This is a genomic window from Streptomyces sp. NPDC001373, assembly GCF_042895815.1.
Lineage (GTDB): Bacteria > Actinomycetota > Actinomycetes > Streptomycetales > Streptomycetaceae > Streptomyces.
In genome coordinates, this window is sequence record NZ_JBIAWQ010000018.1 from 84,456 (window position 1) to 106,834 (window position 22,379).

A 22,379-nucleotide genomic window follows, 5' to 3' on the forward strand; every position below is an offset into this window, starting at 1 on the left:
GGCCGGTCCGCGCAGCGCCTCCGCGTCGGGCCCCGCACCGCGCGGTACGCTCCGTTCGCGTCCCCGTGCGTCCGGGCCGGTGTGCGGTCCGGCGGGCGCGGGGTCACTCGTTCCGGTCAGGTCGCAGTTCGATGCGGTCCGGGGCCAGGTCGACCGCCACGCGGTGTTCCATGCCCAGGGCCGCCAGGAACTTCGGCGGGAGCTGGACGCGCCCGGAGCGGTCGAGGACCACGTACTCGCGTTCGCTGACCGATTCCTCGCCGTGCTCGTCGGTGACCAGGCTGCGCAGGACCTCGCTGCTGGTGCGGCCGTCGCGGATCGCCACGGTGCGGCGGACCTCCCCCGCCACCATCGGGTCGTGGGTCACGACGACCACCGTCACGCCGAGTTCCCTGTTCACGGTGCGGAGGGCCTCGAAGACCGTCGCGGCCGTCTCGGAGTCCAGTTCGCCCGTGGGCTCGTCGGCCAGCAGCACCATGGGATCGTTCGCCATCGCCACGGCGATCGCGACGCGCTGCTGCTGCCCGCCCGACAGCTGCGCCGGGTGCCGGTGCGCCAGGTCGCCGATCCCGAGGGCGTCCAGCACCTCCGCGACCCGGGCGGCCTGGCGGGCGCGGGCGCCGCGGCGGGAGCCGCCGCCGCGCAACTGCATGGGCAGGGCCACGTTCTGGGCGGCCGTCAGGAACGGCAGCAGGTTGCGGGCCGTCTGCTGGAAGACGAAGCCGACCGCTTCGCGCCGGTAGCGCAGCCGGTCCCGCGCCGACAGCTCCAGCAGGTCGTATCCGGCGACCGCGGCGCTGCCCGCCGTCGGAACGTCCAGCCCCGCCAGGATGTTGAGGAGGGTGGACTTTCCGCTGCCCGAGGCGCCGACGAGCGCCACCAGGTCGCCCTGGGCGACGGTCAGCTCCAGCCCCTGGAGGGCCTGCACCTCGACGCCGTCCGTGCTGAAGATCCGCACCAGGCGGTCGCAGGCGATCGCGGCGTCCGCGGCGGGGGTGCGGGACTCCGTGGCCGCCGCCGCCCTGCGGCGCAGTTCCTCGAAGGTCGGCTGGTCGGTGTTCAACGCTGGTCTCCCGCTCTCAACTCGGTGGTGATCTGCCGTCGCCCGGACGTCGCCGCCTCGACGAGGACGGCCGCGCCGACCAGGGCGGCCAGGCCCAGGGCCGGTGTCAGTACGGCCCCCGCGGTGAGCCGTACGCCGGTCGGCGCGCCGGCCCCGACCAGCGTGGACAGGTCCGTCGCCGGGCCCAGCAGCGCGACCGCCGCAGCCGCCGTCAGGGCCCCGCCCAGCGCGGCGGCCAGGGTCTGCGGCAGGGCCTCGGCGAGGATCAGCGCCACGCCCTGGCGGCGGCGCAGCCCCATGGTCCGCAGCCGGGCCAGCAGCGCGGCGCGTTCGGGGACGTTGCGCAGCAGCGTGAGCAGCACGGCCAGCAGGGCGAAGCCGGCGGCCGCGGCCACGCAGGACCAGAACAGGCGCTCGGCCGAGCCCTGGAGCGGGTCGGCGCCCAGCTCGGCGACGTACTCGGCGCTGGTGCGCACCAGGTACCGGTCGTCGGCCCGCTGCGCCCCGGCGCCCGCGTCCCGTGCCGCGGCCGGCTCCGCCGTCTGCTGCGGCGCCGGGGCGGCCGGGGACGTCGCGGCCGGGGGCGTCGCGGCCGGTGCCGGGCGGGCGGCCCGGGCCAGGGCGCGCAGCCGCCCGGCGTCGACGGAGCCGAGGGCGAGCCACCGGTTGGCATGGTCGGCGCCGCGGATGAGGGCCGTCGCGGGGCCCGCCGGCAGGACGACGGTCTCCCCGCCCGGGCCCGACGGGGCGGGGGTGCAGTCGACGACGCCGGCGGGCCGTACCCGCAGCTCCCCGCCCGGTCCGGGCCGCAGGGCGTACGTGCCCCGGCCCGCCTGCCGTGCCAGTCCGGCGCTGAACAGCGCGGGCACGGGGGCGTCCGCGGAGCCCGCTGCGCCGCCGCCCAGCAGGGCGGGGTCGAAGGCGCCGCAGCCCAGGCCGCGGGAGAGCGCGGCGTACGCGGCGGGTTCCGCGACGACCAGGGTGACCCGGGTGCGGCCCTCGGCGGTGCCGAGGACGAAGGAGTCGTCGTCCGTCCACAGGGCGACGGAGGTCCGCACGCCCGGCAGTTCGCCCGCGGCCTTCACGAGCGCGTCCGGGAGCGTCCCGGCCCCGACCGCGGAGATGCCCGCGTCGCCGCCGATCGTCCGGTGCGCCCCCTGGACGCGGGCGGCGTCCACGGACTCCAGCACCGCGGACCCGAACCCGCCGGTGGTGACGGCCAGGAGCAGGGCGAGAAGGGGCAGGAGGGAGGGGCCGGTCCGGCCGCGCCCCGGGGCGGCGGCCCCGCGGCGGCCGGGGCCGCTCGCGGCCCGTACCAGCCCCAGGTAGCCGACCAGCCCGCGGCCGCGGGCGGCCGCGCGGGCGAACCACCCCGTCAGCAGGGGCAGGAGCCTGGCCAGCAGCAGGCCGCCGCACAGCGCGAGCAGCAGCGGAGCGGCGATCAGCAGCGGGTCCGTGCCGCTGCCGGCGGGCGCGACCCCGCGACGGCGCACCTCCGACACCGCGGCCGCGGTGGCGGCGAGAACCAGTAGTTCGGCCACGGGCCTGCGCCACCGCGCGGCCGGGCGCGGCGGGGACAGCAGCACGGCCGCACGGACGGGGAAGGCCAGCAGGGCGAGCAGGGTGACGGCCGCGGCGGAGAGCAGCGAGGCCGCGAGCCGGGGCGTGGGCAGCAGCAGGACGGCGAGCGCGGTGGCCGCGGCGGCCGCCGGGAGGACGGTGACGGCGCCCTCGCCGAGGAGCCGGCCGACGATGCCGGCGCGCGAGCCGCCGCGCGCCCGCAGGAGTCGCAGCTCGGCCTCCCGGCGGTCCGCGGCGAGCGCTCCGGCCAGGCACAGGACGACGAAAGCGACCCCGGCCACCCCGGCGGGTCCGATCGCGGCGAGCGGTGCCGCGGCCTGGCTGCGGGCCCGGGCCTGGGCGAACAGCTCGGGCAGCCGCGAGTTGGTGCGGAGCATGTCGCGCCCGGTCTGCGTGACGAGTTCGGCGGCGACGGGCCCGGTGACGTACGAGGCGATGTCCTGCTCGGTGGTGGCGAGCCGGTCCGCACGCAGCCGGCCGGTGTCGACCGGGAGCCGCCAGAAGTCCTCGGCCGTGGAGCTCCAGCCGTCCAGCCGGGGCAGGTCGGGGGCTTCGACGAGGGCGTCGGCGGCCCAGTAGGAGTTCTCCCCCTGGTGGTACTCGCAGGCGAGGTCGAGACATCCCAGGTCCACCCAGAAGTCCTCGGTCTCGTCGGGGACCGTGTAGAGGCCGACGACCTCCGCGCGGGGGCCGGCGCCGGGCACGGGCGAGGTCGTCAGGACCGTTCCGAGGCGGGCCCCGATGGTGCGGGCGGCACGCTGGGAGAGCGCGATCCGCAAGGGGGGCCCGTCCTCGGCGGCGCCGCCCGAGGCGGCGGCGGGCGGGGTGCCCGCGACGGGGGTGTCGGCCGGCCACTGCCCCTCCACCAGCCGGACGTGCGACCGGGCGTTGCGCACGTACAGCAGGCGCATCACGGGCGGCAGGCCCGAGGGGGCGGCGAGCCCCGGGTTCAGCAGGTTGCGGCCCTTGACGGTCCAGTTGCCGTACACGACGGAGTCCGGCTCGACGTGGAAGCTGCCTCCGGTGTGCGCGAGCAGGGTCGCCTTCGTCGCGTCGAGGCGTTCCAGGCCCTGTCCCCGCTCCGGCGGCGCGGTCGCCAGCAGGCCGGTGTAGCTGGGCCCGCCGCGCTGGAGGAAGGACCGCAGCGCCTGGTCGGCTCCGCGGTCCTGGGCCCGTGGCAGCGCCGCGGCCAGCAGGACGGCGACGAACGCCAGCACGGCGGCGAGCACGCTGCCGGCCTTGGCGGCCCGCAGCCGGGTCCCGACCCAGGGCGCGGGACGCGGGACGGCCTCGGGGGGCTGCGCAGGGGCGGAGGACTCCGGGGTCACCGACGGCGGCAGGGTGGTCACATCTCCTCCACGGGGCGCAGCCGGGCGGCGATGTCGCGGCCCCGGGGACCGCTGAAGGCGGCCGACAGCAGGGGGACGGCCACTATGGCGGCGGCCGTCAGCAGGGTCTGCCAGAGCGGCATGTCCACCCGGACGGGCGGGTACGGCCGCCGCGCGGCCGGTGTCAGCACGACGAGGGGCGCCATGAGGTGGACGAGGGCGACGCCCAGCGCGGTGCCGACCGCGGTCCCCAGGACGATCAGCGCCCCGCTCTCGGCGGCGGCGGCGAGGGCCAGTGAGCGGCGCGGGGCGCCGAGTGCGAGCAGTACCGAGAACTCCCGTCCGCGCACCCGCCGTTCGGCGGCGGTGGCGGTGGCGAAACCGATGGCGGCGAGGACCGCGCAGGCGGCGGCGAGGGCGGCCAGCGCGCTCTGCGGGCCGGCGCTCAGCGGGTCGTCGAGCAGGCCGTCGGCGATCTCCCCGCTCAGCTGGACGCGTTCGGTCCTGACCCCTTCGCGGAGCAGGCCCGCCGCGCGGGCCGGGGCGGGGTCGGCGGCCGAGGCGGCGGGCAGCCACCATTCGGTGGGCGGGGCCCCCTGCTGCCCGGCGGTTTCCAGAAGGAACCGGCCGAGTGCGGGCAGGTCGACGGCGAGCGCCTTGCGTCCGGCCACGGGGAGCGCCTCGACGGCGGCGGTGATCTTCAGCGGGACCGTCACCCCGTCGACGGTGAGGTGGACCGTGTCCCCCGTGGAGGCGCCGAGGGCGCGGAGGTATCCGGTGGTGGCGACCGCCGGGAGCACGGCGGCGGGCGGGGCGGCGGGGGCGGGGAACAGCAGGGCGTGGACGCCCCGGTCGGTGCCGGACCCGCCCCAGTAGCGCAGGCGCAGGACGTCGGTGGAGCCGGCCGCGACCGGGGCGAGGGCGGGGGCTCCCGAGGAGCGGGGCGGCTGCGGGGGCGCCAGCTGCCAGCCCCCGGCGCCCGCGGGGCCGGCTGCGGCCGAGGCGGCGACCGGTACGGCGCTCCCGTCGGGGGTGTCGGAGGCGGCGATCCGGCGCAGGGCGAGTTCGGCGCCGTCGCCCGCCGGGCCGCCGTCCCCCGCGTACGAGAGGCTGACGCCCGCCAGCGCCAGGGGGGTCGCGGCCGAGCCGATCGGGGCGTCGGTCAGGGCGTCCAGCGGGAAGCGGAGGGTGCCGTCGCCGGCGGCGGGCAGGGGGACCTGCGGGGTCGTGTGGACGGTCCCGAACCGGTCGCGCAGGAGCAGGCTCACGGCGGCCCAGCTTGTACCGGTGGACCGTACCGTGACGTCGAGGTCGATGCGGCGGGGGGAGCCGGGCAGGGTGACGCCGGGGGCGGCGGCCTCCGGCCCGGGGGCGGCGAGCGGGGTGAACAGCTCCCGTACGGAGCGGTCGCCGCGCAGGTCCGCGCGCAGCGGTACGCCTGCGGCCGCCTTGGCGGCGTCGAGCGCGAGCAGGTCGGCGGTGCCTCCGCCCGGCAGCTGCTGGTCCTGGCGGAACACCGGGATCAGGCGGTCCGCGCCGGGAAGGGCCCCGTAGCGTCCGCCCTGGCCCATCGGGGACATGCTGCTGCCGGAGATCCGCAGCCCGCCGGCGGTCGCGAAGTCCGCCTGGTCCCGCTGGGACGCGGACCAGGCGGCGTGCTGGCCGAGGGCCAGGACCCCGCTGGAGACGGCGAGGACGAGCAGCAGCACGGGCCCGGTGGCCCGGCCGGGCCGTCGGGCGAGCTGCCAGCCGCACAGGGCCGGGCCGAGGCCGCGACCGCGCGCCGCCAGCCGTCCGCCGGCCCGCGCGGCGAGCGGCAGCAGCCGCAGGACGAGCAGCGTGCCCGCGCACAGGGCCAGGGCCGGGGCCGCGACCAGCACGGGGTCCACGCCGAGCCCGCCGTCGGCGGGGCCGGTGCCCGGGCCCGCGCCGTCGGCGCCCCCGTAGTGCGACAGCTGCTGGTGGCACAGGACGGCGAGGGCCACCACGGCCAGGTCCAGTCCGGATCGGGCGGCGCCCGTCACCAGGGCCTGCCGGCTGCCGGCCCGGCGCAGTACGGCGGCGGAGGCGCCGCGCAGGACGGAGGGCAGCGTCGTCAGCAGGACGCAGGCCAGGGCGCAGCCGGCCGCGACCGGCCAGACCAGCCAGGTGTCCGGAATCTCCAGGTGGACCCGGCCGAGCGGTCCGATCCGGCCGGACAGGCGCAGCAGGGGCGGGGTGAGCAGCGGGGCGAGGACGGCGGCGGGCAGGGCCAGCAGCAGCGACTCGGCCGCGCCCAGTGCGCCGAGGCGCCGGCGTGAGGCGCCGCGCGCGGTGAGCAGGACCCGCTCGGGCTCCTGGCGCACCGTCATGATGTGGGAGACGAGGAGCAGTGCGGCGGCCGCCAGGACGGCGAGCTGGAGGGCGCCGGCCAGCAGGGCGGACCGGGCGACGCGCAGTCCGGAGTCCGACTCGGCGAGCAGTGCCGGGAGTTCGGTGGAGGTGCGGAGCGAGGCGGTGCGCTCCAGGTCGCGCCCCGCGGGGCCCGCGGCGGTGCGGATCGCCTCGGCTTCGGAGGTGCGGATCGTACCCAGGTCCGGGGTGAGGAGCGTGGAGCGGTACTCCTGGAGGAGGCCGCCGGCCGTGAACGCGCTGTCGTCCACCAGGAGCGGGCCGTAGGTGGTGAAGCTGCCGGTCCGGATCTCCCGGCCGCCGAGCGGGTCGAGCCGCCAGTAGGCGTCGTCCGGATCGGCGGCCCGGTACACGCCGGTCACCAGGACCGTCAGCGCGGGCCCGCCGAACCGGTCGTCGAGGCGGACCTGCGCGGGCAGGGCCGATCCGGTCAGGCCGAGGCGCGCCAGCGCCGTGCGCGGCACGGCCACGTGGGGCGGGGCGGCACCGCCCGTGACGGGGCCGGTCACCGGCTGGGGCCACTGCCCCTCCAGCAGCCGTACGTGCGTGCGGCCGAGCGCGGCGAGCAGGGTGAGGTCGGCGTCGCGGCCCGAGGCGGAGGCCCCGGGGAGTCCGTAGGAGCGGCTGAGCGCCACGCTCTGCGAGGCCACCGGCAGTCGCCCGAACACGTTGCCGGAGAACGCCCGGACGGACTCGTCGTCCGCGGCCCGGGAGGCGGCGGGACGGCCGCTGGTGACCACGACGGTCGTCCGGGACCGCTCCGGGCCGGCCAGGGCGCGTCGGAGCCCTTCCTCCCCCACCCCGCGGGTGAACGCCGTCAGCGCGGTCAGCGCGGTGGCCGTGATCAGTACGGTGAGCAGTGCGGCGACGGCGAGCGGCCATCGCCCGCGCAGTCGGCGCACGACGAAGCCGAGCACGTGTGCAGTCCCTCCCCCGTCCGGACTCGCAGTCCCGGATAGCGGACGATGCTGTCAGATTCGGATGATCAACGGAAGGGACTTGCGTGAAGTAGGTGACAGGTGCGCAAATGTGATCAGAAAGTCACAGCGGCCCTACGGGTACGGGAGACGGGTCCGGGGGCGCGGCGCACTCGACTCCACGGGGGAGCACGTTTCATGACAGCCCATCAGAGTTCTGCGGCGACGGCCGCGCCGGACCGGGAGGACCGCGGCGCACCGATCGTGGTGGTGGACGACGTGCACCACAGCTTCGGCAGCGGACCGCAGGCCGTCCACGCCCTGCGCGGGGTGTCCTTCGGGATCCGCCGCGGCGCGCTCACCGCGCTGCGGGGGCGTTCGGGGTCCGGCAAGACCACCCTGCTCAACCTCGTCGGCGGCCTCGACAGACCGAGCAGCGGGCGGATCACCCTCGACGGCACCGACCTGGCGTCCCTCGACGAAGCGGGCCTGCTCGCCCTGCGCCGCGACCGCATCGGCTTCGTCTTCCAGTCCTTCGGGCTGATCCCCGTCCTCACCGCCCTGGAGAACGTCGGCGTACCGATGCGGCTGCGCCGCGTCCCCGCGAAGGAGCGCGAGGAACACGCAAGGACCCTGCTCGCCCTGGTCGGCCTCGCGGAACACGCCGAACAGCGCCCCGGCGAACTCTCCGGCGGCCAGCAGCAGCGCGTCGCGCTGGCCCGGGCCCTGGCCAACGACCCCGAGCTGATCATCGCCGACGAGCCCACGGGCCAGCTCGACCTGGAGACCGGCCGGTCGATCATGGAGCTGCTGCGCGCGGTGGTCCGCAGCAAGGACGTCACCGTCCTCGTCGCCACCCACGACCCCCACCTGATCGAACTCGCCGACCACGTGGTGGAGTTGCGCGACGGCCGCGTCGTCGAGGCCGACGCCCCCGCGTCCGGCGCGTAGGGCGCACCGCCGGCGGCCGTCGGCGCCGGGAGGGTCTTCAGGGAAGTCCATGACGCTTACGCATACCACCGATGCGTAAGTTTCGTTGGACGCATGTATCCCCGGCTTCCTCACGTGAGGGCATGAACACTTCACGCATCGCACTCGTCACCGGCGCCAACCAGGGCCTGGGCCGGGCCCTGGTTGGCGGCCTCGCCGCCCGCATGCGGCCGGAGGACCTGGTCCTGCTCACGGGCCGCGACCACCGGCGCGTCACCGAAGCCGCCCGCGAGGCGGCGGACCTGCCCTCCACCCGCGCCCGGGTGGAGGGCCGCGTCCTGGACGTCACCGACACCGAGGAGATCGCCCGCCTCGCCGAGGAGCTGCGGGCCCGGTACGGCGGCGTCGACGAGGTGGTCTCCAACGCCGTCACCCGCCTGCTGCCCCACGAGTCGCAGGCCGCGCGGGCCGACGAGTTCATCGACGTCTCCAACACGGCCACCCATTCCGTCCTGCGGTCCTTCGGCCCGGTCCTGCGGCCCGGCGGCAAACTGCTCATCGTAGCCAGCGGCCTGGGCACCCTCGGGCACCTGGACCCCCGGCTGCACCCCCTGTTCGACGGCGCGAGCCTCGACCAGGTCGAGTACGCCGTCGAGTCCTGGCGCGCCGCGATCCACCACAACACGGCGGCCGAGACGGGCTGGCCGCGCTGGCTGAACGTGCCCTCGAAGGTGGCCCAGGTCGCCGCCGTCCGCGCGGTCGCCGCCGAACGCCGCGCCCGCGACCTCGCGGACGGCACCCTGATCGCCGCCGTGTGCCCCGGCACAGTCGACACCGCGACCTCCCGCCCGTGGTTCACCGACTTCAGCGGGGCCCTGTCGCCCGCCGAGGCGGCGCGGGCCGTGCTCGACCTGGTGTCCGCCCCCCAGGCGGACCCCGCCCTGTACGGCGAGCTGGTCCGCTTCGGCGAGGCCCTGGACTGGCACGGCGGCCGCCCCCTGGTCGAGCAGGACCGCCTCCTCACGCCCTGACCCTCCGTACCCGCACCCCCACCGCACCCGGCCCGGCGGCCGCCGCCCGGGCGGCGGCCGTCGGGCCGGTGTCAGTGCGGGGCGTCCGCGCGGGGGCGTTCCAGGGTGAAGGTGTCCACCGGGGTCAGCTCCCCGTAGGGGCCGTCGAAGGTGTAGTACGTGACGTGCATCCGGGTGCGTCCGGTGCCTCGGGTGCCCGGGTCGACGTCGAAGGCGGCGAAGCCGTGGGAGTGGACGCGGTCCTGGACGGCGCGCCAGGGGGCGTCCTCGGTGAGGTAGACCGGTGTGCGGTGGCGGCCCTCGGGCTGCTTGCTCACGTCGACCACGACGCGGGCCCTGGGCTCCTCGAAGAGGTCGTCCTGGGTGGTGGCGAAGTTGCCGCCGCCTCCGATGATCATGTGGACGGTTCCCTGACCGGTGTCGGCGACGTCGGTGCGGGTGGAGACCGGGACGGGGGTGCGGGCGTCGTTCGGCAGGGTGCCGCGGACCGGCAGCGAGCGTTCGTAGTAGTGCTCGTGGCCGCAGAGCACCAGGTCGACCCCGTACGCGTCGAAGAGCGGGCCCCACGCCTCGCGGACCCCGAGGTCGCTGCCGCCGCCGCGGTGGCTGGAGACCATCGGATGGTGCATGAAGACGACGATCCAGTCGATGCCGGAGCTGCCCCGCGCCGCCTTCAACTCTCTTTCCAGCCAACGGCGTTGCGCACCGCCGGAGTATCCGCGGAGATAGAGGTCGCCGGTGTCCGCGATGGCCACGTCGTCGTTGGCCAGGCTGATGAAGCGCACCGCGCCGACGGTGAAGGCGTACCACAGGCCGTCCGTCCCGGGGTCGGCGGCGGACGTCGGGCCCGGCAGCGTGAAGTAGGTCTGGTAGCCGGTGAGGCCCAGGGGGCCGTTGCCCTTCTCGGTCTCGCCGTTGCCGACGCAGGGCATCCAGGGGCGCAGCCGCGCCGAGCGGCTGTTGCTGATGAACCAGTCGGCCCAGGTCGCGACGCGGTCCTCGCCGATGGCACCGGCCACGCCCGCGTAGCAGAGGTCGCCGTTGACGAGGTTGAACAGCGGGGCGACCCGTTCGACCGCGGCCACGATGTCGGCGGAGGCCTCGGTGCCGCCCTGGGTGCTGGTGTAGAGCGGGAAGGGGCCGAGGGGCGGCGGTGTGTCCTTCGTGGGCCACTTGAGGCTCCGGCGCAGGTTGGGGGTGCCCTGGTCGCCGAAGCTGGTGAAGGTGAACGCGGTCCGGCCGCGCGGCGCCGTGGTGAACGACCCGGTCTCCTGCGCGGCGCCGTCGTGCCCGGCCGAGTACAGGTACGTGGTGTCCGGCCGCAGCCCGGTGACGCGCGCGTGGTGGACGTACACCTCCCGCTGTGAGAGCCCGTCGCGGTAGGTACGGGTCTCGGCGTCGATCGTGCGCCCGGCGCCGCCGTCCGGTGACCCGAGGTGGACCCGCGGGCGTCGGACGGACTGGGGGCTGATCCAGGAGACGGTCATCTCGGTAGCGGGATCGGCACCGAACTGGAGGTGCAGCCCGGCCACGCCCGGCACCCCGATCCGGCTGGGCGTGCGCTGCACCAACGGCGACGCCGCGGCCACGGGCCGCCCGACGGCCCCGGCACTCCCCGCACCCCCGACGACGGCGGCCGCGGCGCCGGCCGTCGAGCCGGTCAGTAACGATCTGCGCGGAATCGACATGGAACGCCTTTGTCTCGAAGGAAGTTGACCGTCTGCACCCTAGGTGCGACCGGCCGCCCCGCGGCCTGCGGGGAACACTCTTGAACGAAAGTTTCCCGGAGGCACCACCCGGTGGTCGCCGGGGGCTGCGGCGGCCTCGCCGCAGAGGCGTGCCTCACGGGACGGGGCGTGTCCTGCCGCCGGGCCGATGGGGACGAGCGCCACCCGTGCGGCCTCCCGCGCGCCTTCCGGCCGCCCCGCCGTCCCCAGGGGGCCTCAGCCGAGGGCGCGGTCGAGGTTGTAGGCGGCGCTGATCAGCGAGAGGTGGGTGAAGGCCTGCGGGAAGTTGCCGAGTTGCTCTCCGCTGCGGCCGATCTCCTCCGCGTAGAGGCCGACGTGGTTGGCGTAGGTGAGCATCTTCTCGAAGGCCAGCCGGGCCTCCTCCAGGCGTCCGGCGCGGGTGAGCGCCTCGACGTACCAGAAGGAACAGATCGAGAACGTGCCCTCGGCTCCGCGCAGGCCGTCCGGGCTGGCCTGGGGGTCGTAGCGGTAGACCAGCGAGTCGGAGACCAGCTCCGCGGTCAGCGCGTCCAGGGTCGAGAGCCACTTCGGGTCGGTGGGCGAGATGAACTTGGCCATCGGCATCATCAGCACGGACGCGTCGAGGACGTCGTCGCCCAGCCCCTGGACGAAGGCTCCGCGCTCGGCCGACCAGCCCTCCCGCATGATCTGACGGTAGATCGCGTCCCGGCTCCGCTGCCAGCGGGCGAGATCGGCCGGCAGGCCGCGACGGTTCGCCATGCGGACGGCCCGTTCGATCGCCACCCAGCACATCAGCCGCGAGTAGACGAAGTTCCTGCGGCCGCCACGGGTCTCCCAGACGCCCTCGTCGGGCTGGTCCCAGTTCTCGCAGAGCCAGTCCACGACGGCCCCGACCTCGTCCCAGTGGTCGCTGCTGATGGGCTTCCCCCATTTGTCGTACAGGTAGACGGAGTCGATCAGGGCTCCGTAGATGTCCAGCTGGAGCTGGCCGGTGGCGGCGTTGCCCACCCGCACCGGAGCGGATCCCAGGTGCCCCTCAAGGTGGCGCAGCTCGGACTCGGGCAGGTCGGTGCGCCCGTCGATGCCGTACATGATCTGGAGCGGACCGCTGGGGCCGGCTCCCAGCTCGATGCACCGTTCGGACAGGAAGCCCATGAACGCCTCGGCCTCCGAGGTGAAGCCGAGCCGGAGCATCGCGTACACGCAGAAGGCGGCGTCGCGGACCCACACGTACCGGTAGTCCCAGTTGCGCTCGCCGCCGGCCCGTTCGGGCAGGCTGGTCGTCGGGGCGGCGACGATCGCGCCGGTCGGCACGTAGGTGAGCAGCTTGAGCGTCAGCGCCGAGCGATTCACCATCTCCCGCCACCGGCCCCGGTAGCGGGAGCGGCCCAGCCAGGTGCGCCAGAACCTGGCCGTCGCCTCGAACTGCTCCTCGGCCTCGGCGTGCGGGCAGGCCCGCGGACGGACGTCGCCGGTGATCCGGTCGAGGGCGAACACCGCGGACTCGCCTTCGAGGAGTTTGAAGTGCGACGTGACGTCCGCGCCGTCGGCTTCCAGCGGCGCGGTGGTGGACAGCGCCAGCGACAGGGACGGGGACTCGAAGACCGCTTCGTGGGTCTGCGTGCGCACGGTGTGCGGTTCGGCGCCGTAGCCGAAGCGGGGCGCGACCCGGGCCCGGAACGGCAGGGCGCCCCGGACGCAGATCACCCGCCGGATCAGCCGGTGCCGGGACGCCTCGCGGGATTCGTCGACGACGGGCATGAAGTCCTGGATCTCCGCCACCCCGTCGGCGGCGTAGAACCGCGTGATCAGCACGTTCGTGTCGGGGAAGTAGAACTGCCGGGTCCGCGCCGGCACGTCGGCGGCGAGCTCCCACGATCCGCCCCGGTCGGCGTCGAGGATGGACGCGAACACGCTCGGCGCGTCGAAGCGGGGGCAGCAGTACCAGTCGATCGTGCCGTCGGTCCCGACGAGCGCGGCCGTACGGAGGTCGCCGATCAGGCCGTGCTCGGAGATCGGCAGGTAGCGCGAGCCGTCCCCTCCCCCGGATCCGTTCCGGAACTCCATGCCGGCCTCCCTACCGGTGTGCCGTGGCAGGTGCGGGGTCCGAAGAGACCTGGTCCTCCCTGGTCATGGTAGGTCGGGCACGGCCGTCCCGCTCCGGGGCGCCCGGGGCGCCGGGCCGCGCAGGCCGTCAGCGACCCGCCGGGTCCCCGTCGCCGTCCCCGCCGGGGAACGGGTCGTCGCCCGCCGCGGCGAGGAGGTCGCGGGCACGGCGCTCCACCAGGATCGGGAGGTAGGTACGCACTCGCGCGTACCGCAGCTCGGCGTAGGCGGTGCCGACCGCGCTCTCGACGGTCTCGCGGCCGAGCCCGGCGAAGGCCCTGAAGAGCCGGTCGGCCACACGGGCGAGGGTGTCGGCGTCCTCGGGGTCCTCCGGCATGCGGGACGGCCTCCTTCACGGGACCTGGATCGACCCCTCCACTCTGACGCAGCCCGTCCGCGCACGGAAGCCCGGCCTTCAGCCGACCGGGACCGGCCGGCCCCGACGGACGGCCGCCGTGACCGGGCGAACGCTGCCGCCACTGCGCGATGATGGAAGGAGGACTCCCCTGGACCGGTCCCCGGCCTCCGCGAACGGCCGGAGGGACCGTCCGACCCGGAGGCGACATCATGATCGTGTGGATTTCCGGCGGCGGCCGGTACGGGACCGCCGCAGCGCGGCCGGTCGGGCTCCACGAGCCGGGGGCCGGCCCCGACGACCCGGACCCGAGGTGATGGCGGTGCGCAGCCGTTTCGAGCCCGACCGCCAGCTGACCGCCCGCATGGCGGTCACCATGTTCCTGCTGGGGCTGGTCTACGTGGCGTTCGTCGCCGCGCTGATCGTGCTGCTCAAGTCCACCGTCCTGGTCGTCGTCATCGCCGCCGGACTGCTCGGCGTGCAGTACTGGTACTCGGACCGGATCGCCCTGTACGCCATGCACGGGCAGATCGTCACGCCGGAGGAGCAGCCCGAGCTGCACGGGATCCTCGACCGCCTGTGCGCCACGGCCGACATGCCCAAGCCCCGGGTCGCCGTCTCGCGCATGGACCTGCCCAACGCGTTCGCGACCGGACGCAACGCGGACCACGCCGTCGTGTGCGTCACCACCGGGCTCCAGCGCCGTCTGACCACGGAGGAGCTCGAAGGCGTCCTGGCGCACGAGCTCTCGCACGTCGCGCACCGGGACGTCACCGTGATCACCATCGCCTCGTTCCTGGGCGTGATCGCCGGGCTGACCGTGCGCTTCACGTTCTACTCCCAGGCGTTCGGCGGGCGCGGACGCGACCAGAACACCGCCGTCGTCTTCCTGACCGTGATGGCCGTCTCGGCCCTCGTCTACGCGCTGAGCTTCCTGCTGATCCGGGCGTTGTCCCGCTACCGCGAGCTGGCCGCCGACCGCGCCGGGGCCATGCTCACGGGCAAGCCGTCCGCGCTGGCCTCGGCCCTCACCAAGGTCACGGGGGACATCGCCCGCATCCCGACGGAGGACCTGCGCACCGCCCAGGCGTTCAACGCGTTCTTCTTCACCCCCGCGCTCGGCCCCGGCACGGCGCTGGCCCACCTGTTCGCCACCCACCCCACCCTGGAGCGGCGGCTCGAGGCCCTCGCCGAGGTCGCCGCCGAGCTGGGCGGACCGGGTGGCGGGGAAGCGTGAGGGGAGGGGGAGCCCATGGGTTTCTGGGACGTGCTGCTCGGGCGGTCCAAGCCGGTCGGACCCGACCTGGACCAGCTCTTCGGCCTGCCCTCGGCCGCCGTCACCCTCCAGGCGGCCGTCGGCTTCACACCGACCGGAGCGGGCTCGGTCTGTTTCGCCTCCATCGAGGGCGGCGCCTTCACCGGGATCCGGCAGGAGGTACGGGCCCTGCTGGACGCGGACTCCGCACGCGGCGGCCCGCCGGTGGAGTTCAGCCGTGACGGATACGGATACACGTGGCTGCTCTCCCGCCGGGCCCCCGACGACCTGCCCGCGCTGGTGGGGGACCTGCACGCCGTCAACACCGCGTTGGAGGACGGTGGCTTCGGCCCGCAGCTCCTGTGCTCCCTGGTGTCCTTCCGCGACGCCGAGCTCCGCCCCCTGGCCCTGGTCTACCTGTACAAGCGCGGCACCTTCTACCCCTTCGCCCCGCTGCCCGGCCAGAAGCGGGACAACTCTCTGGAACTCCAGATCAAGGCCGTGGTCAAGGACGACCTCCGCGTCGAGGCCGAGTTGAGCCGCTGGTTCCCGGTGTGGGGAGCCCCCGGCCTGTGAACGCGGGACGCCGGAGCCCCCCTCGCCTCAGGGCCCGTCGATCCGGCGGAGAGGGAATCCGGCGCTGCGGCGGACCCGGCCGTCGAGGCCGACGGTGAGGAGCTCGTATCCCGGCTGCGACCCGATCCAGGCGTGCGCGTCGTCCCCCAGCACCACCGCCGCCGTGGCCCAGCAGTCCGCCCAGGTCAGGTCCGGGCCGGTGATCGTGGCGGCGAGCAGGCGGTGGGCGGGGCGGCCGGTGCGGGGGTCGAGGACGTGGGAGCCGCGCTCGGCGCTGCCGGAGGTCGCCACCGCGAAGTCCCGCCCCTCGACCGTGGTGAGCACTCCGCCCGGCCGACAGGGGTCGGCGAGGGCCACGCGCCAGGGGCGGCCGGGGGCCGGCTCGCCGCCCAGGCGGATGTCGCCTCCCCCGTTGACGAGGCTGTTCGGTGCTCCGGCGGCGCGCAGGATGCCGTACGCCTGCTCGGCCGCCCAGCCCTTGACGAGCCCCGACGGGTCCAGGCGGCCGCCGGCGCGGGCGGAGAAACCGCCCCGGCTGGCGCTTTCGGCCCGCTCGCACATCCTCAGGACCCGGTCGACCTCCGGCGGGGCGTCGCAGACGTTCATCGACCCGCCGCCGATGCGGCTGACGGCGCTGTCGGGGCGGTAGGTGGAGAAGATCCGGTCCACGTGGTGCAGCCAGGCGACCGCCTCCCCCAGCGCGGCCCGGTTCCGCCGGGTGGGAGGGTGGCGCAGGTCGAAGGAGAAGACCGTGCCCATGACGTGTTCGGTGTGGCGCAGGCGCCGTGCCGGGCCGGGCGGGTCCTCAGCCACGGGCCCGGTCCAGGGCGCTCTGGAGGGAGCGGATGTACCCCTCGCTGGTGTAGGTGGCGCCGGAGACCGCGTCGATGTCCGCGCTCTGGGCGCCCATCGCCTCGTCGGTGAGACGGGGGACGGCGTACGTGGCGATCGTGCGGTCGCGCCGGTTCTCCGACGGCACCTGGAGCACCTCGACGGCCGTCAGCCGGCCCCCGCTCATGGTGACGGCGACCTGTACGGGACCGTAGCGCGTGTCGATCACGGATCCGGTGAAGGTACCCGGGCGGTTCGCCCCGGGGGACCCGGCCGTCGGGCCGGACGCCGCGCCGGATGCCGGGTCCGTGCCCGGCGACGGGCGCGCGGAGACGGCGGGCCGGTCGCCGTGGTGCGGCTTGAGCGCGAGCAGCGAGACGATGCCGGTCACGGTTGCCGTGGTGGTGAGGGCCATGCGGCGCACGGGGGCTCCTGGGAGGGCGGGTCGGGCGGGGGCGGATCTCACAGGGCGAAGGACTCCTGGTGGATGCGTCGCGGGTCGACGCCCGCTTCGCGCAGGGCGGTTCCGGCCGCCGCGGTCATGCCCGGCGGCCCGCACAGGTAGACCTCGCGCCGGCCGAGGTCCGGGACGAGGGCCGTGAGGGCGCAGGCGGTGAGGGGCAGGGTGTGTCCGGCGGGTTCGTCCACGGAGTAGTACACACGGGCGCCGCGCCGGGCGGCGATGGCGTCCAGCTCACCGCGCAGGACCAGATCGGCCGGGGTGCGCGCCCAGTAAACGAGGACCAGGTCGCCGGGCATGGTCTCGAACAGGGCGCGCAGCGGGGTGATCCCGATGCCTCCCGCCAGCAGCAGGGCGCTGCCGGGCCGGGCGTTCCGGGCGACGAGGGCGCCGTACGGGCCCTCGGCCCAGACCCGGGTCCCGGGACGGAGCCGTGCCAGGGCGGCGCTGTGGCCCCCGAGCGCCTTCACCGTGATGCGCAGGAACCGGGGGTGCGCCGGCGCCGACAGCGAGTACGGATTGGCCGTCCACCACAGGCCCGGGGCGAGGAAGCGCCAGCGGAGGAACTGGCCCGGGAGCGCGGCGAGCTCGTCGAGGCGGTCCCCGGTGACGAGCACGGAGACCACCCCCGGGCCCTCGGGGCGGACCTCCGCGACGGTCAGCCGGTGCCGGAGCGCCGACCGCAGCGGGAGGAGGAAGCGGAACCAGAGCACGAGGCCCGCGGCCGACAGGTACATGGCGTACCAGAGGGCCTGGGCGCTGCGGTTGCCGACGAAGTCGGCCCCGTCGGCGAGCTGGTGGCCGAAGGCGAGGAAGACCGCCGCGTAGGTGGCCAGGTGCAGGAGCTGCCAGGTCTCGTACGAGAGCCGGCGCCGGGCCGCACGGGCCGAGACCACGGCGGTGAGGACGAAGAGGAACCAGGCCGCCGTGGCCTTGAGCATCTCCGGGTAGTGCAGGACCAGGCGGCCGGTCTGGTCGATCACGCCGGTATGGCCGGTGAGCGCGTAGCCCCAGACGGTCAGCAGGGTGTGGGCGAGGACCAGCGAGATGGCGTACCGGCCGCCGGCCGCGTGCCAACGGGCCAGGCGGTCGCTGCCGACCGTGCGGTCCAGCCAGGGGACGCGGGCCATGAGGACGACGATGACGGCGCAGGCGTAGCCGGCGAGCAGGCCCGTGATCCGGCCCGCGCCGGTGAGCCAGCCGGCGGGACCGACCACGGCGGTGGTGTCGGCCCACCACAGGCCGAGCACGGCGGCGGCGCCGGCCCAGCCCAGCACGTGCAGGCCGGCCGGCACGAGCCGGGGGGCGAGCGGGGGCCCGACGGCCCCGCTCGGGGGCGTCCGGGTCGCGTCGAAGCCGGGGTGGACGGCCACGGCGTCTCCTTGTCTGTCGGGGCCCGCCGCCGTCGGGGACGGGAGCGGCCGGTGGGGCGGCTCCCACCGTGGCGGAGGTTCCTCTGAGAAGCCTTTGAAGGGGCCCGTTCCGAGAGGATTCAGAGGAAACTCAAAGACGGGGCGTGTGCGGCAGGGCGCCGCCATCGGCGATGCTGGACGCACCATGCACCCTCCCGCCCCTTCCTTTCCTCCCTCCCCGCTCCTGCGGCCCGACGGCGCCCCGGTCCGCGTCCTGGTCGTCGACGACGAACCGGACCTCACCGACGTGCTCGGGGCCGCCCTGCGCGCGGAGGGCTGGGACGTCCGTACCGAGGGCGACGCCGCGGGGGCCCTGGCCTGCGCGGCGTCGTTCGAGCCGGATCTCGTCGTACTGGACTGGATGCTCCCCGACCTGGACGGCCTGTCCGTGATGCGCGCGCTGCGCACGCGCCGCCCCGGTGTGTGCGTGCTGTTCCTGACGGCGCGGGACGCGGTCGAGGACCGCATCGCGGGCATCACGGCGGGCGGCGACGACTACGTCACCAAGCCGTTCAGCCTGGAGGAGGTCCTGGCGCGGCTGCGGGGGCTGATGCGGCGGGCCGGGATGGCGCGCGGTGACCAGAACCCCCGTCTGGTGGTGGGCGACCTGGTCATGGACGAGGAGGCACGGGAGGTCAGCCGGGGCGGGAAGGTCGTCGAGCTGTCCCGCACGGAGTTCGAGCTGCTGCGGTTCCTGATGCGCAACCCCCGCCGGGTGCTGTCCAAGGAGCGGATCCTGGACCGGGTGTGGTCCTACGACTTCGGCGGCCGCGCGCACGTGGTCGAGCTGTACATCAGCTATCTCCGCAAGAAGATCGACGCGGGGCGCCCCCCGATGATCCACACCGTCCGCGGCGTGGGCTACGTACTGAAGCCGGAGCAGCGGTGAGCCGCGTCCGGCTCCGCCCGCCCCGCTCGCTGCGCGCCCGACTGACGGCCGGGCTGGTCGTCCTCCTGGGTCTGGCGTGCGCGGCCGTCGGGACGGTCACCGCCCTCGCGCTGCACGGTTTCCTCATCGACCGGGTCGACCAGCAGCTCACCGCGAGCGGGGGCCGGTTCGCGGCCAGCCTGGAGCACGAGGCCGAACCCGACGCCGACAACCGCCCCGACACCCGGGGCCAGGCGGCGGGGACCTTCGGCGCACGCCTGCTGGGCGGCCGGGTGACGCAGGCCGCCGTCGTGGACGACGCCAGCCAGCGGTCCGTCCCCCTCGGCACGGCCGACGTCCGCACCCTGAGCGCGGTGCGGCCCGACGGCAGGGGGTACAGCGTGCGGCTGTCGGCCCTCGGCCGCTACCGGGTGGTCGCCGCTCCGGGCGACGACGGCGACGTCCTGGTCACCGGACTGCCCCTGCATCCCGTCGAGGAGACCGTCCACCGCCTGGAGGCGGTGGAGGCCGTGGTCTTCAGCGCCGCCCTCGTCACGGCCGGGTGCGCCGCCGCGCTGTGGGTCCGGTTCTCCCTGCGTCCCCTCGAACAGGTCGCCCGGACCGCCACCGAGGTCACCCGGCTGCCGCTCGCGACCGGCGAGGTGGAGATGCCCGGTCCCGTTCCGCACGCGGATCCGGACACCGAGGTCGGCCGGGTGGCCACCGCCCTGAACCGCATGCTCGGCCACGTCGGCGACGCCCTGACACGCCGCCACGTCAGCGAGGAGCGGCTGCGGGGCTTCGCCGCCGACGCCGGCCACGAGCTGCGCACCCCGGTGGCGACGATCCGGGCCCACACCGAGCTGGCGCTGCGCCACGGCGGCCCGGTGCCCGACGAGGTGCGCCACGCACTGCGCCGGGTGGCCGCGGAATCGCAGCGGATGAGCACCCTGGTCGACGACCTGCTGCTGCTCGCGCGCCTCGACGCCGGGCGTCCGCTGGAGCGGCAGCCGGTCGACCTGACCCGCATCGTGCTCGACGTGCTCGACGACGTCCACGCGCTCTCCCCCGGCCACCGCTGGGAACTGGACCTGCCGGAGGACCCCGTGATCGTCCCGGGAGATCCCCACCGGCTGCACCAGGTGGTCGCCAACCTCCTGGCCAACGCCCGCCTCCACACCCCCGCGGGCACCCACATCACCGTGGCGCTGTCCGCCGGCGCGGGGCAGGCCGGACTCACGGTGACCGACGACGGACCCGGCATCCCGCCGGAGCTGCTGCCCGACCTCTTCCGGCGCTTCTCCCGCGGCGCCACCGGCCGCTCCCGCCACACCGGATCCACCGGCCTCGGGCTGTCCATCGTGGAGGCCATCACCCACGCGCACGGTGGCACCGTCACGGCCGAGAGCCGCCCCGGACTCACCCGGTTCCGGCTGCTCCTGCCCGCCGGGCCGCTCCCGCCGGCCGGCGGGGCGGACGGCCCGGACGGGGCCGGCGACAGCGGGCCGGGCCGCTGAGCGGATGCCGCGCATCCCGGGGAAGCGCGGTCCGCTGGGGCCGGTCAGGCCGGAACGGGGCCGTTCGGCCCTCGATCCGCCGGCCGGCACCGGTGGATGGTGGAGGGGACGCGGCGCCGCCCGGCTTTCCCGGCCGTCGCGTCGCGGACGGTCCCTTCACGGAGGAATGCCATGAGGCACCGCAGCGTCGCCGACCTGATGACACCGGCTGCCGTCACGGTCCGCCCCTCCACGGCGTTCAAGGAGATCGCACGGCTCCTCCAGGAGTTCGACATCACCGCCGTGCCCGTCGTCGACGATGCCGGGCGCCCGGTCGGGGTCGTCTCGGAGGCGGACCTGCTCCGCAGGCGCGGCGCCGGCGCGGCGCCCACCGCCCAGGGCCTCATGACGAGCCCGGCCGTCACCGCCCGCCCCGAGTGGAGCGTGGTCCGGGCGGCCCGTGTGATGCAGCGGAGCGGCGTCAAGCGCCTGCCGGTGGTCGACACGGACGGCCGGGTCGTCGGTGTACTGAGCCGGAGCGATCTCGTCCGGCTGTTCCTCCGCCGCGACCACGCCATCCGGGAGGAGGTCGTGGAGGACGTCCTCACGCAGACCCTGCACCTCGCTCCGTCCGCGATCACCGTCGCCGTGGACGACGGGCGGGTGACGCTCAGCGGGACGGTGTCACGGCCCGGGCTGCTGCCCGTGATCGTGCGGCTCTGCCAGAGCGTCGACGGAGTCGTGGACGTCGACAGCAGGCTGACCGTGTCACGGCCCGCCGCTGTCGACCGGCTGTGAGGAAGGAGCCGGACGATGAAGCTGTCCGCGTCCGTGTCCGCACCCGCGGTGTCCGTGACCGCCACGACGACCATCGGTGAGGCGGCCGGGGTGAGGGACGCCCGGGGCGTCGGCTGCCGGCGCCTCGGGGGCATGCCGACCGTGGACGACCTGCCGGTGGACGTCTTCCGCCGGGTGGCGGACCTGCTCGGCCCGGTCTCGTGCAGCGTCCTGCCCGCCGGCCCCCGGTCGGACGTCCTGGCGCCCACGGAGGCGGTGCGATGAACGCGGCCGGTGCTCCGGTCCTCACCCTGACGATGAGCCCCACGGTCGACCTCTGCTGGGAGGTCGGGCACCTGGAGGAGGCCGGCAAGAACCGCGCCCGGGTCAGGTCGGTGGCCGCCGGGGGCGGAGGGATCAACGTCGCCCGCCACGTGGTGCGGTTCGGCGGGCGGGCCACCGCCGTCCACACCGCCGGAGGCGAGGTCGGCCTGCGCCTGAACCGGCTGCTGGACGAGGAGGGCGTCGACCACGTCCCCATCGGCATCCACGGCGACACCCGCGAGGCGCTCGTGCTGTTCGAGGCCGGACCGTGCCGCAGCTACCACATCGTGCCGCCCGGCCCGCACCTGGACGAACGCGAGGCGCGGCGGTGCCTGGACGTGCTGGAGCGGGCCGCTGCCGGGTGCCCGTACGTCGTCGCCAGCGGCAGTCTGCCCGGCGGCCTGCCCGACGACTTCTACGCGGCCGTCGCCCGCCGCGTCGAGGCGGCCGGGTCCCGGCTGGTCCTGGACACCTCGGGACCGGCGCTCCGCGGAGCGCTCGCGCACGGGGTGTTCCTGCTCAGGTGCAACAGGACGGAGGCCGAGAGCCTGGCCGACCGGCCCATCGGCGGCTTCGACGACGCCGAGGCGCTGAACGAGCGGCTGCTCGCCACCGGGGCCGCGGAGGTCGCCGTCACCACCCTCGGACCGCTGGGCGCGCTGTGCTCGACCGGCCACGGCCATACCGAGCTCTACGCGCCGCCGCTGCCGGGCCGGCCCCTGAGCGACGCCGGGGCGGGGGACAGCATGGTCGCCGCCCTGGTCACCCGGCTGGTCGCCGGGGAGGACCCCGTCGACGCCTGCGCGCTGGGGGTGGCCACCGCCGCCGCGGCGATGCTCACCCCCAGCACGGAGTCCTTCGACGTGGACGTGGCCCGGTCCCTGCGCTCCCGGGTGAGGACCAGGCTCCGGACGGGCGCACGGCACCGGGGCGCGTGAGTCGGCGGGCCCTCGCCCGTACGGGCCGGAC

18 protein-coding genes are annotated in these 22,379 nt (G+C 75.5%); 9 read left to right on the plus strand and 9 right to left on the minus strand.

The window, feature by feature from the left end; translation table 11 throughout:
• Nucleotides 1-103: 103 nt before the first annotated feature.
• From ACFY15_RS29875 to ACFY15_RS29885, 3 genes are read right to left on the minus strand one after another with little or no spacing between them, the layout of a single operon-like run.
• On the minus strand, nucleotides 104-1,063 hold the full coding sequence (locus tag ACFY15_RS29875) for an ABC transporter ATP-binding protein (RefSeq protein WP_390690304.1): 960 nt from the start codon (nucleotides 1,061-1,063) through the stop codon (nucleotides 104-106).
• Nucleotides 1,060-3,993: a hypothetical protein gene (locus ACFY15_RS29880; RefSeq protein WP_390690305.1), complete on the minus strand. Its 2,934-nt coding sequence runs from the start codon at nucleotides 3,991-3,993 to the stop codon at nucleotides 1,060-1,062. The genes ACFY15_RS29875 and ACFY15_RS29880 overlap by 4 nt, the downstream gene beginning before the upstream one ends.
• Nucleotides 3,990-7,280: an FtsX-like permease family protein gene (locus ACFY15_RS29885; RefSeq protein ID WP_390690306.1), complete on the minus strand. Its 3,291-nt coding sequence runs from the start codon at nucleotides 7,278-7,280 to the stop codon at nucleotides 3,990-3,992. Before ACFY15_RS29885 ends, ACFY15_RS29880 begins: the two co-directional genes overlap by 4 nt.
• A 198-nt stretch (nucleotides 7,281-7,478) precedes the next feature.
• On the opposite strand from ACFY15_RS29885, the gene ACFY15_RS29890 reads away from it, so the two are divergent.
• Both ACFY15_RS29890 and ACFY15_RS29895 read left to right on the plus strand, forming a co-directional pair.
• The gene (locus tag ACFY15_RS29890) at nucleotides 7,479-8,231 is read left to right on the plus strand and encodes an ABC transporter ATP-binding protein (protein ID WP_390690307.1); all 753 of its coding nucleotides are present in this window, start codon (nucleotides 7,479-7,481) and stop codon (nucleotides 8,229-8,231) included.
• 122 nt (nucleotides 8,232-8,353) lie between these two features.
• On the plus strand, nucleotides 8,354-9,241 hold the full coding sequence (locus ACFY15_RS29895) for an SDR family NAD(P)-dependent oxidoreductase (protein WP_390690308.1): 888 nt from the start codon (nucleotides 8,354-8,356) through the stop codon (nucleotides 9,239-9,241).
• A 71-nt stretch (nucleotides 9,242-9,312) separates the two neighbouring features.
• Here ACFY15_RS29895 and ACFY15_RS29900 read toward each other — a convergent pair whose 3' ends face one another.
• From ACFY15_RS29900 to ACFY15_RS29910, 3 genes are all read right to left on the minus strand, one after another.
• Entirely contained in the window at nucleotides 9,313-10,809 is a 1,497-nt protein-coding gene (locus ACFY15_RS29900; protein ID WP_390826410.1) for a purple acid phosphatase family protein, read from the minus strand.
• A gap of 375 nt (nucleotides 10,810-11,184) precedes the next feature.
• Nucleotides 11,185-13,017 (minus strand): glycoside hydrolase family 15 protein, encoded by a 1,833-nt coding sequence (locus tag ACFY15_RS29905; protein ID WP_390690310.1) that lies wholly within the window; start codon nucleotides 13,015-13,017, stop codon nucleotides 11,185-11,187.
• Nucleotides 13,018-13,144: 127 nt separating this feature from the next.
• On the minus strand, nucleotides 13,145-13,393 hold the full coding sequence (locus ACFY15_RS29910; RefSeq protein ID WP_390690311.1) for a three-helix bundle dimerization domain-containing protein: 249 nt from the start codon (nucleotides 13,391-13,393) through the stop codon (nucleotides 13,145-13,147).
• Nucleotides 13,394-13,733: 340 nt separating this feature from the next.
• Here ACFY15_RS29910 and htpX point away from each other — a divergent pair, with 340 nt between their 5' ends.
• Together htpX and ACFY15_RS29920 are read left to right on the plus strand one after the other, a co-directional pair.
• Nucleotides 13,734-14,648, plus strand: a complete 915-nt coding sequence (gene htpX, locus ACFY15_RS29915) for a zinc metalloprotease HtpX (protein ID WP_390690312.1) — start codon at nucleotides 13,734-13,736, stop codon at nucleotides 14,646-14,648.
• 15 nt (nucleotides 14,649-14,663) lie between these two features.
• Nucleotides 14,664-15,242 (plus strand): hypothetical protein, encoded by a 579-nt coding sequence (locus ACFY15_RS29920; RefSeq protein ID WP_390690313.1) that lies wholly within the window; start codon nucleotides 14,664-14,666, stop codon nucleotides 15,240-15,242.
• 27 nt (nucleotides 15,243-15,269) lie between these two features.
• Here ACFY15_RS29920 and ACFY15_RS29925 read toward each other — a convergent pair whose 3' ends face one another.
• The 3 genes from ACFY15_RS29925 to ACFY15_RS29935 are packed head-to-tail and all read right to left on the minus strand — an operon-like array spanning nucleotide 15,270 to nucleotide 17,906.
• The gene (locus ACFY15_RS29925; RefSeq protein ID WP_390690314.1) at nucleotides 15,270-16,055 is read right to left on the minus strand and encodes an FAD:protein FMN transferase; all 786 of its coding nucleotides are present in this window, start codon (nucleotides 16,053-16,055) and stop codon (nucleotides 15,270-15,272) included.
• Nucleotides 16,048-16,488 carry an FMN-binding protein gene (locus ACFY15_RS29930; protein WP_390690342.1) on the minus strand — a complete coding sequence of 147 codons (441 nt, stop codon included), beginning with the start codon at nucleotides 16,486-16,488 and terminating at the stop codon, nucleotides 16,048-16,050. Before ACFY15_RS29930 ends, ACFY15_RS29925 begins: the two co-directional genes overlap by 8 nt.
• A gap of 47 nt (nucleotides 16,489-16,535) precedes the next feature.
• The gene (locus ACFY15_RS29935; protein ID WP_390690315.1) at nucleotides 16,536-17,906 is read right to left on the minus strand and encodes a ferric reductase-like transmembrane domain-containing protein; all 1,371 of its coding nucleotides are present in this window, start codon (nucleotides 17,904-17,906) and stop codon (nucleotides 16,536-16,538) included.
• A gap of 184 nt (nucleotides 17,907-18,090) precedes the next feature.
• On the opposite strand from ACFY15_RS29935, the gene ACFY15_RS29940 reads away from it, so the two are divergent.
• The 5 genes from ACFY15_RS29940 (at nucleotide 18,091) to ACFY15_RS29960 (ending at nucleotide 22,348) form a co-directional block, all read left to right on the plus strand.
• Entirely contained in the window at nucleotides 18,091-18,834 is a 744-nt protein-coding gene (locus ACFY15_RS29940; protein WP_390690316.1) for a response regulator transcription factor, read from the plus strand.
• Complete coding sequence (locus tag ACFY15_RS29945; RefSeq protein ID WP_390690317.1) at nucleotides 18,831-20,330, plus strand: sensor histidine kinase; 1,500 nt, start codon at nucleotides 18,831-18,833, stop codon at nucleotides 20,328-20,330. The genes ACFY15_RS29940 and ACFY15_RS29945 overlap by 4 nt, the downstream gene beginning before the upstream one ends.
• A gap of 171 nt (nucleotides 20,331-20,501) precedes the next feature.
• A complete protein-coding gene (locus tag ACFY15_RS29950; RefSeq protein WP_390690318.1) occupies nucleotides 20,502-21,107 on the plus strand; it encodes a CBS domain-containing protein in 606 nt (201 codons plus the stop codon).
• Nucleotides 21,108-21,122: 15 nt separating this feature from the next.
• Nucleotides 21,123-21,371: a hypothetical protein gene (locus ACFY15_RS29955; RefSeq protein WP_390690319.1), complete on the plus strand. Its 249-nt coding sequence runs from the start codon at nucleotides 21,123-21,125 to the stop codon at nucleotides 21,369-21,371.
• Complete coding sequence (locus ACFY15_RS29960) at nucleotides 21,368-22,348, plus strand: 1-phosphofructokinase family hexose kinase (RefSeq protein WP_390690320.1); 981 nt, start codon at nucleotides 21,368-21,370, stop codon at nucleotides 22,346-22,348. Before ACFY15_RS29955 ends, ACFY15_RS29960 begins: the two co-directional genes overlap by 4 nt.
• Nucleotides 22,349-22,379 lie beyond the last annotated feature (31 nt).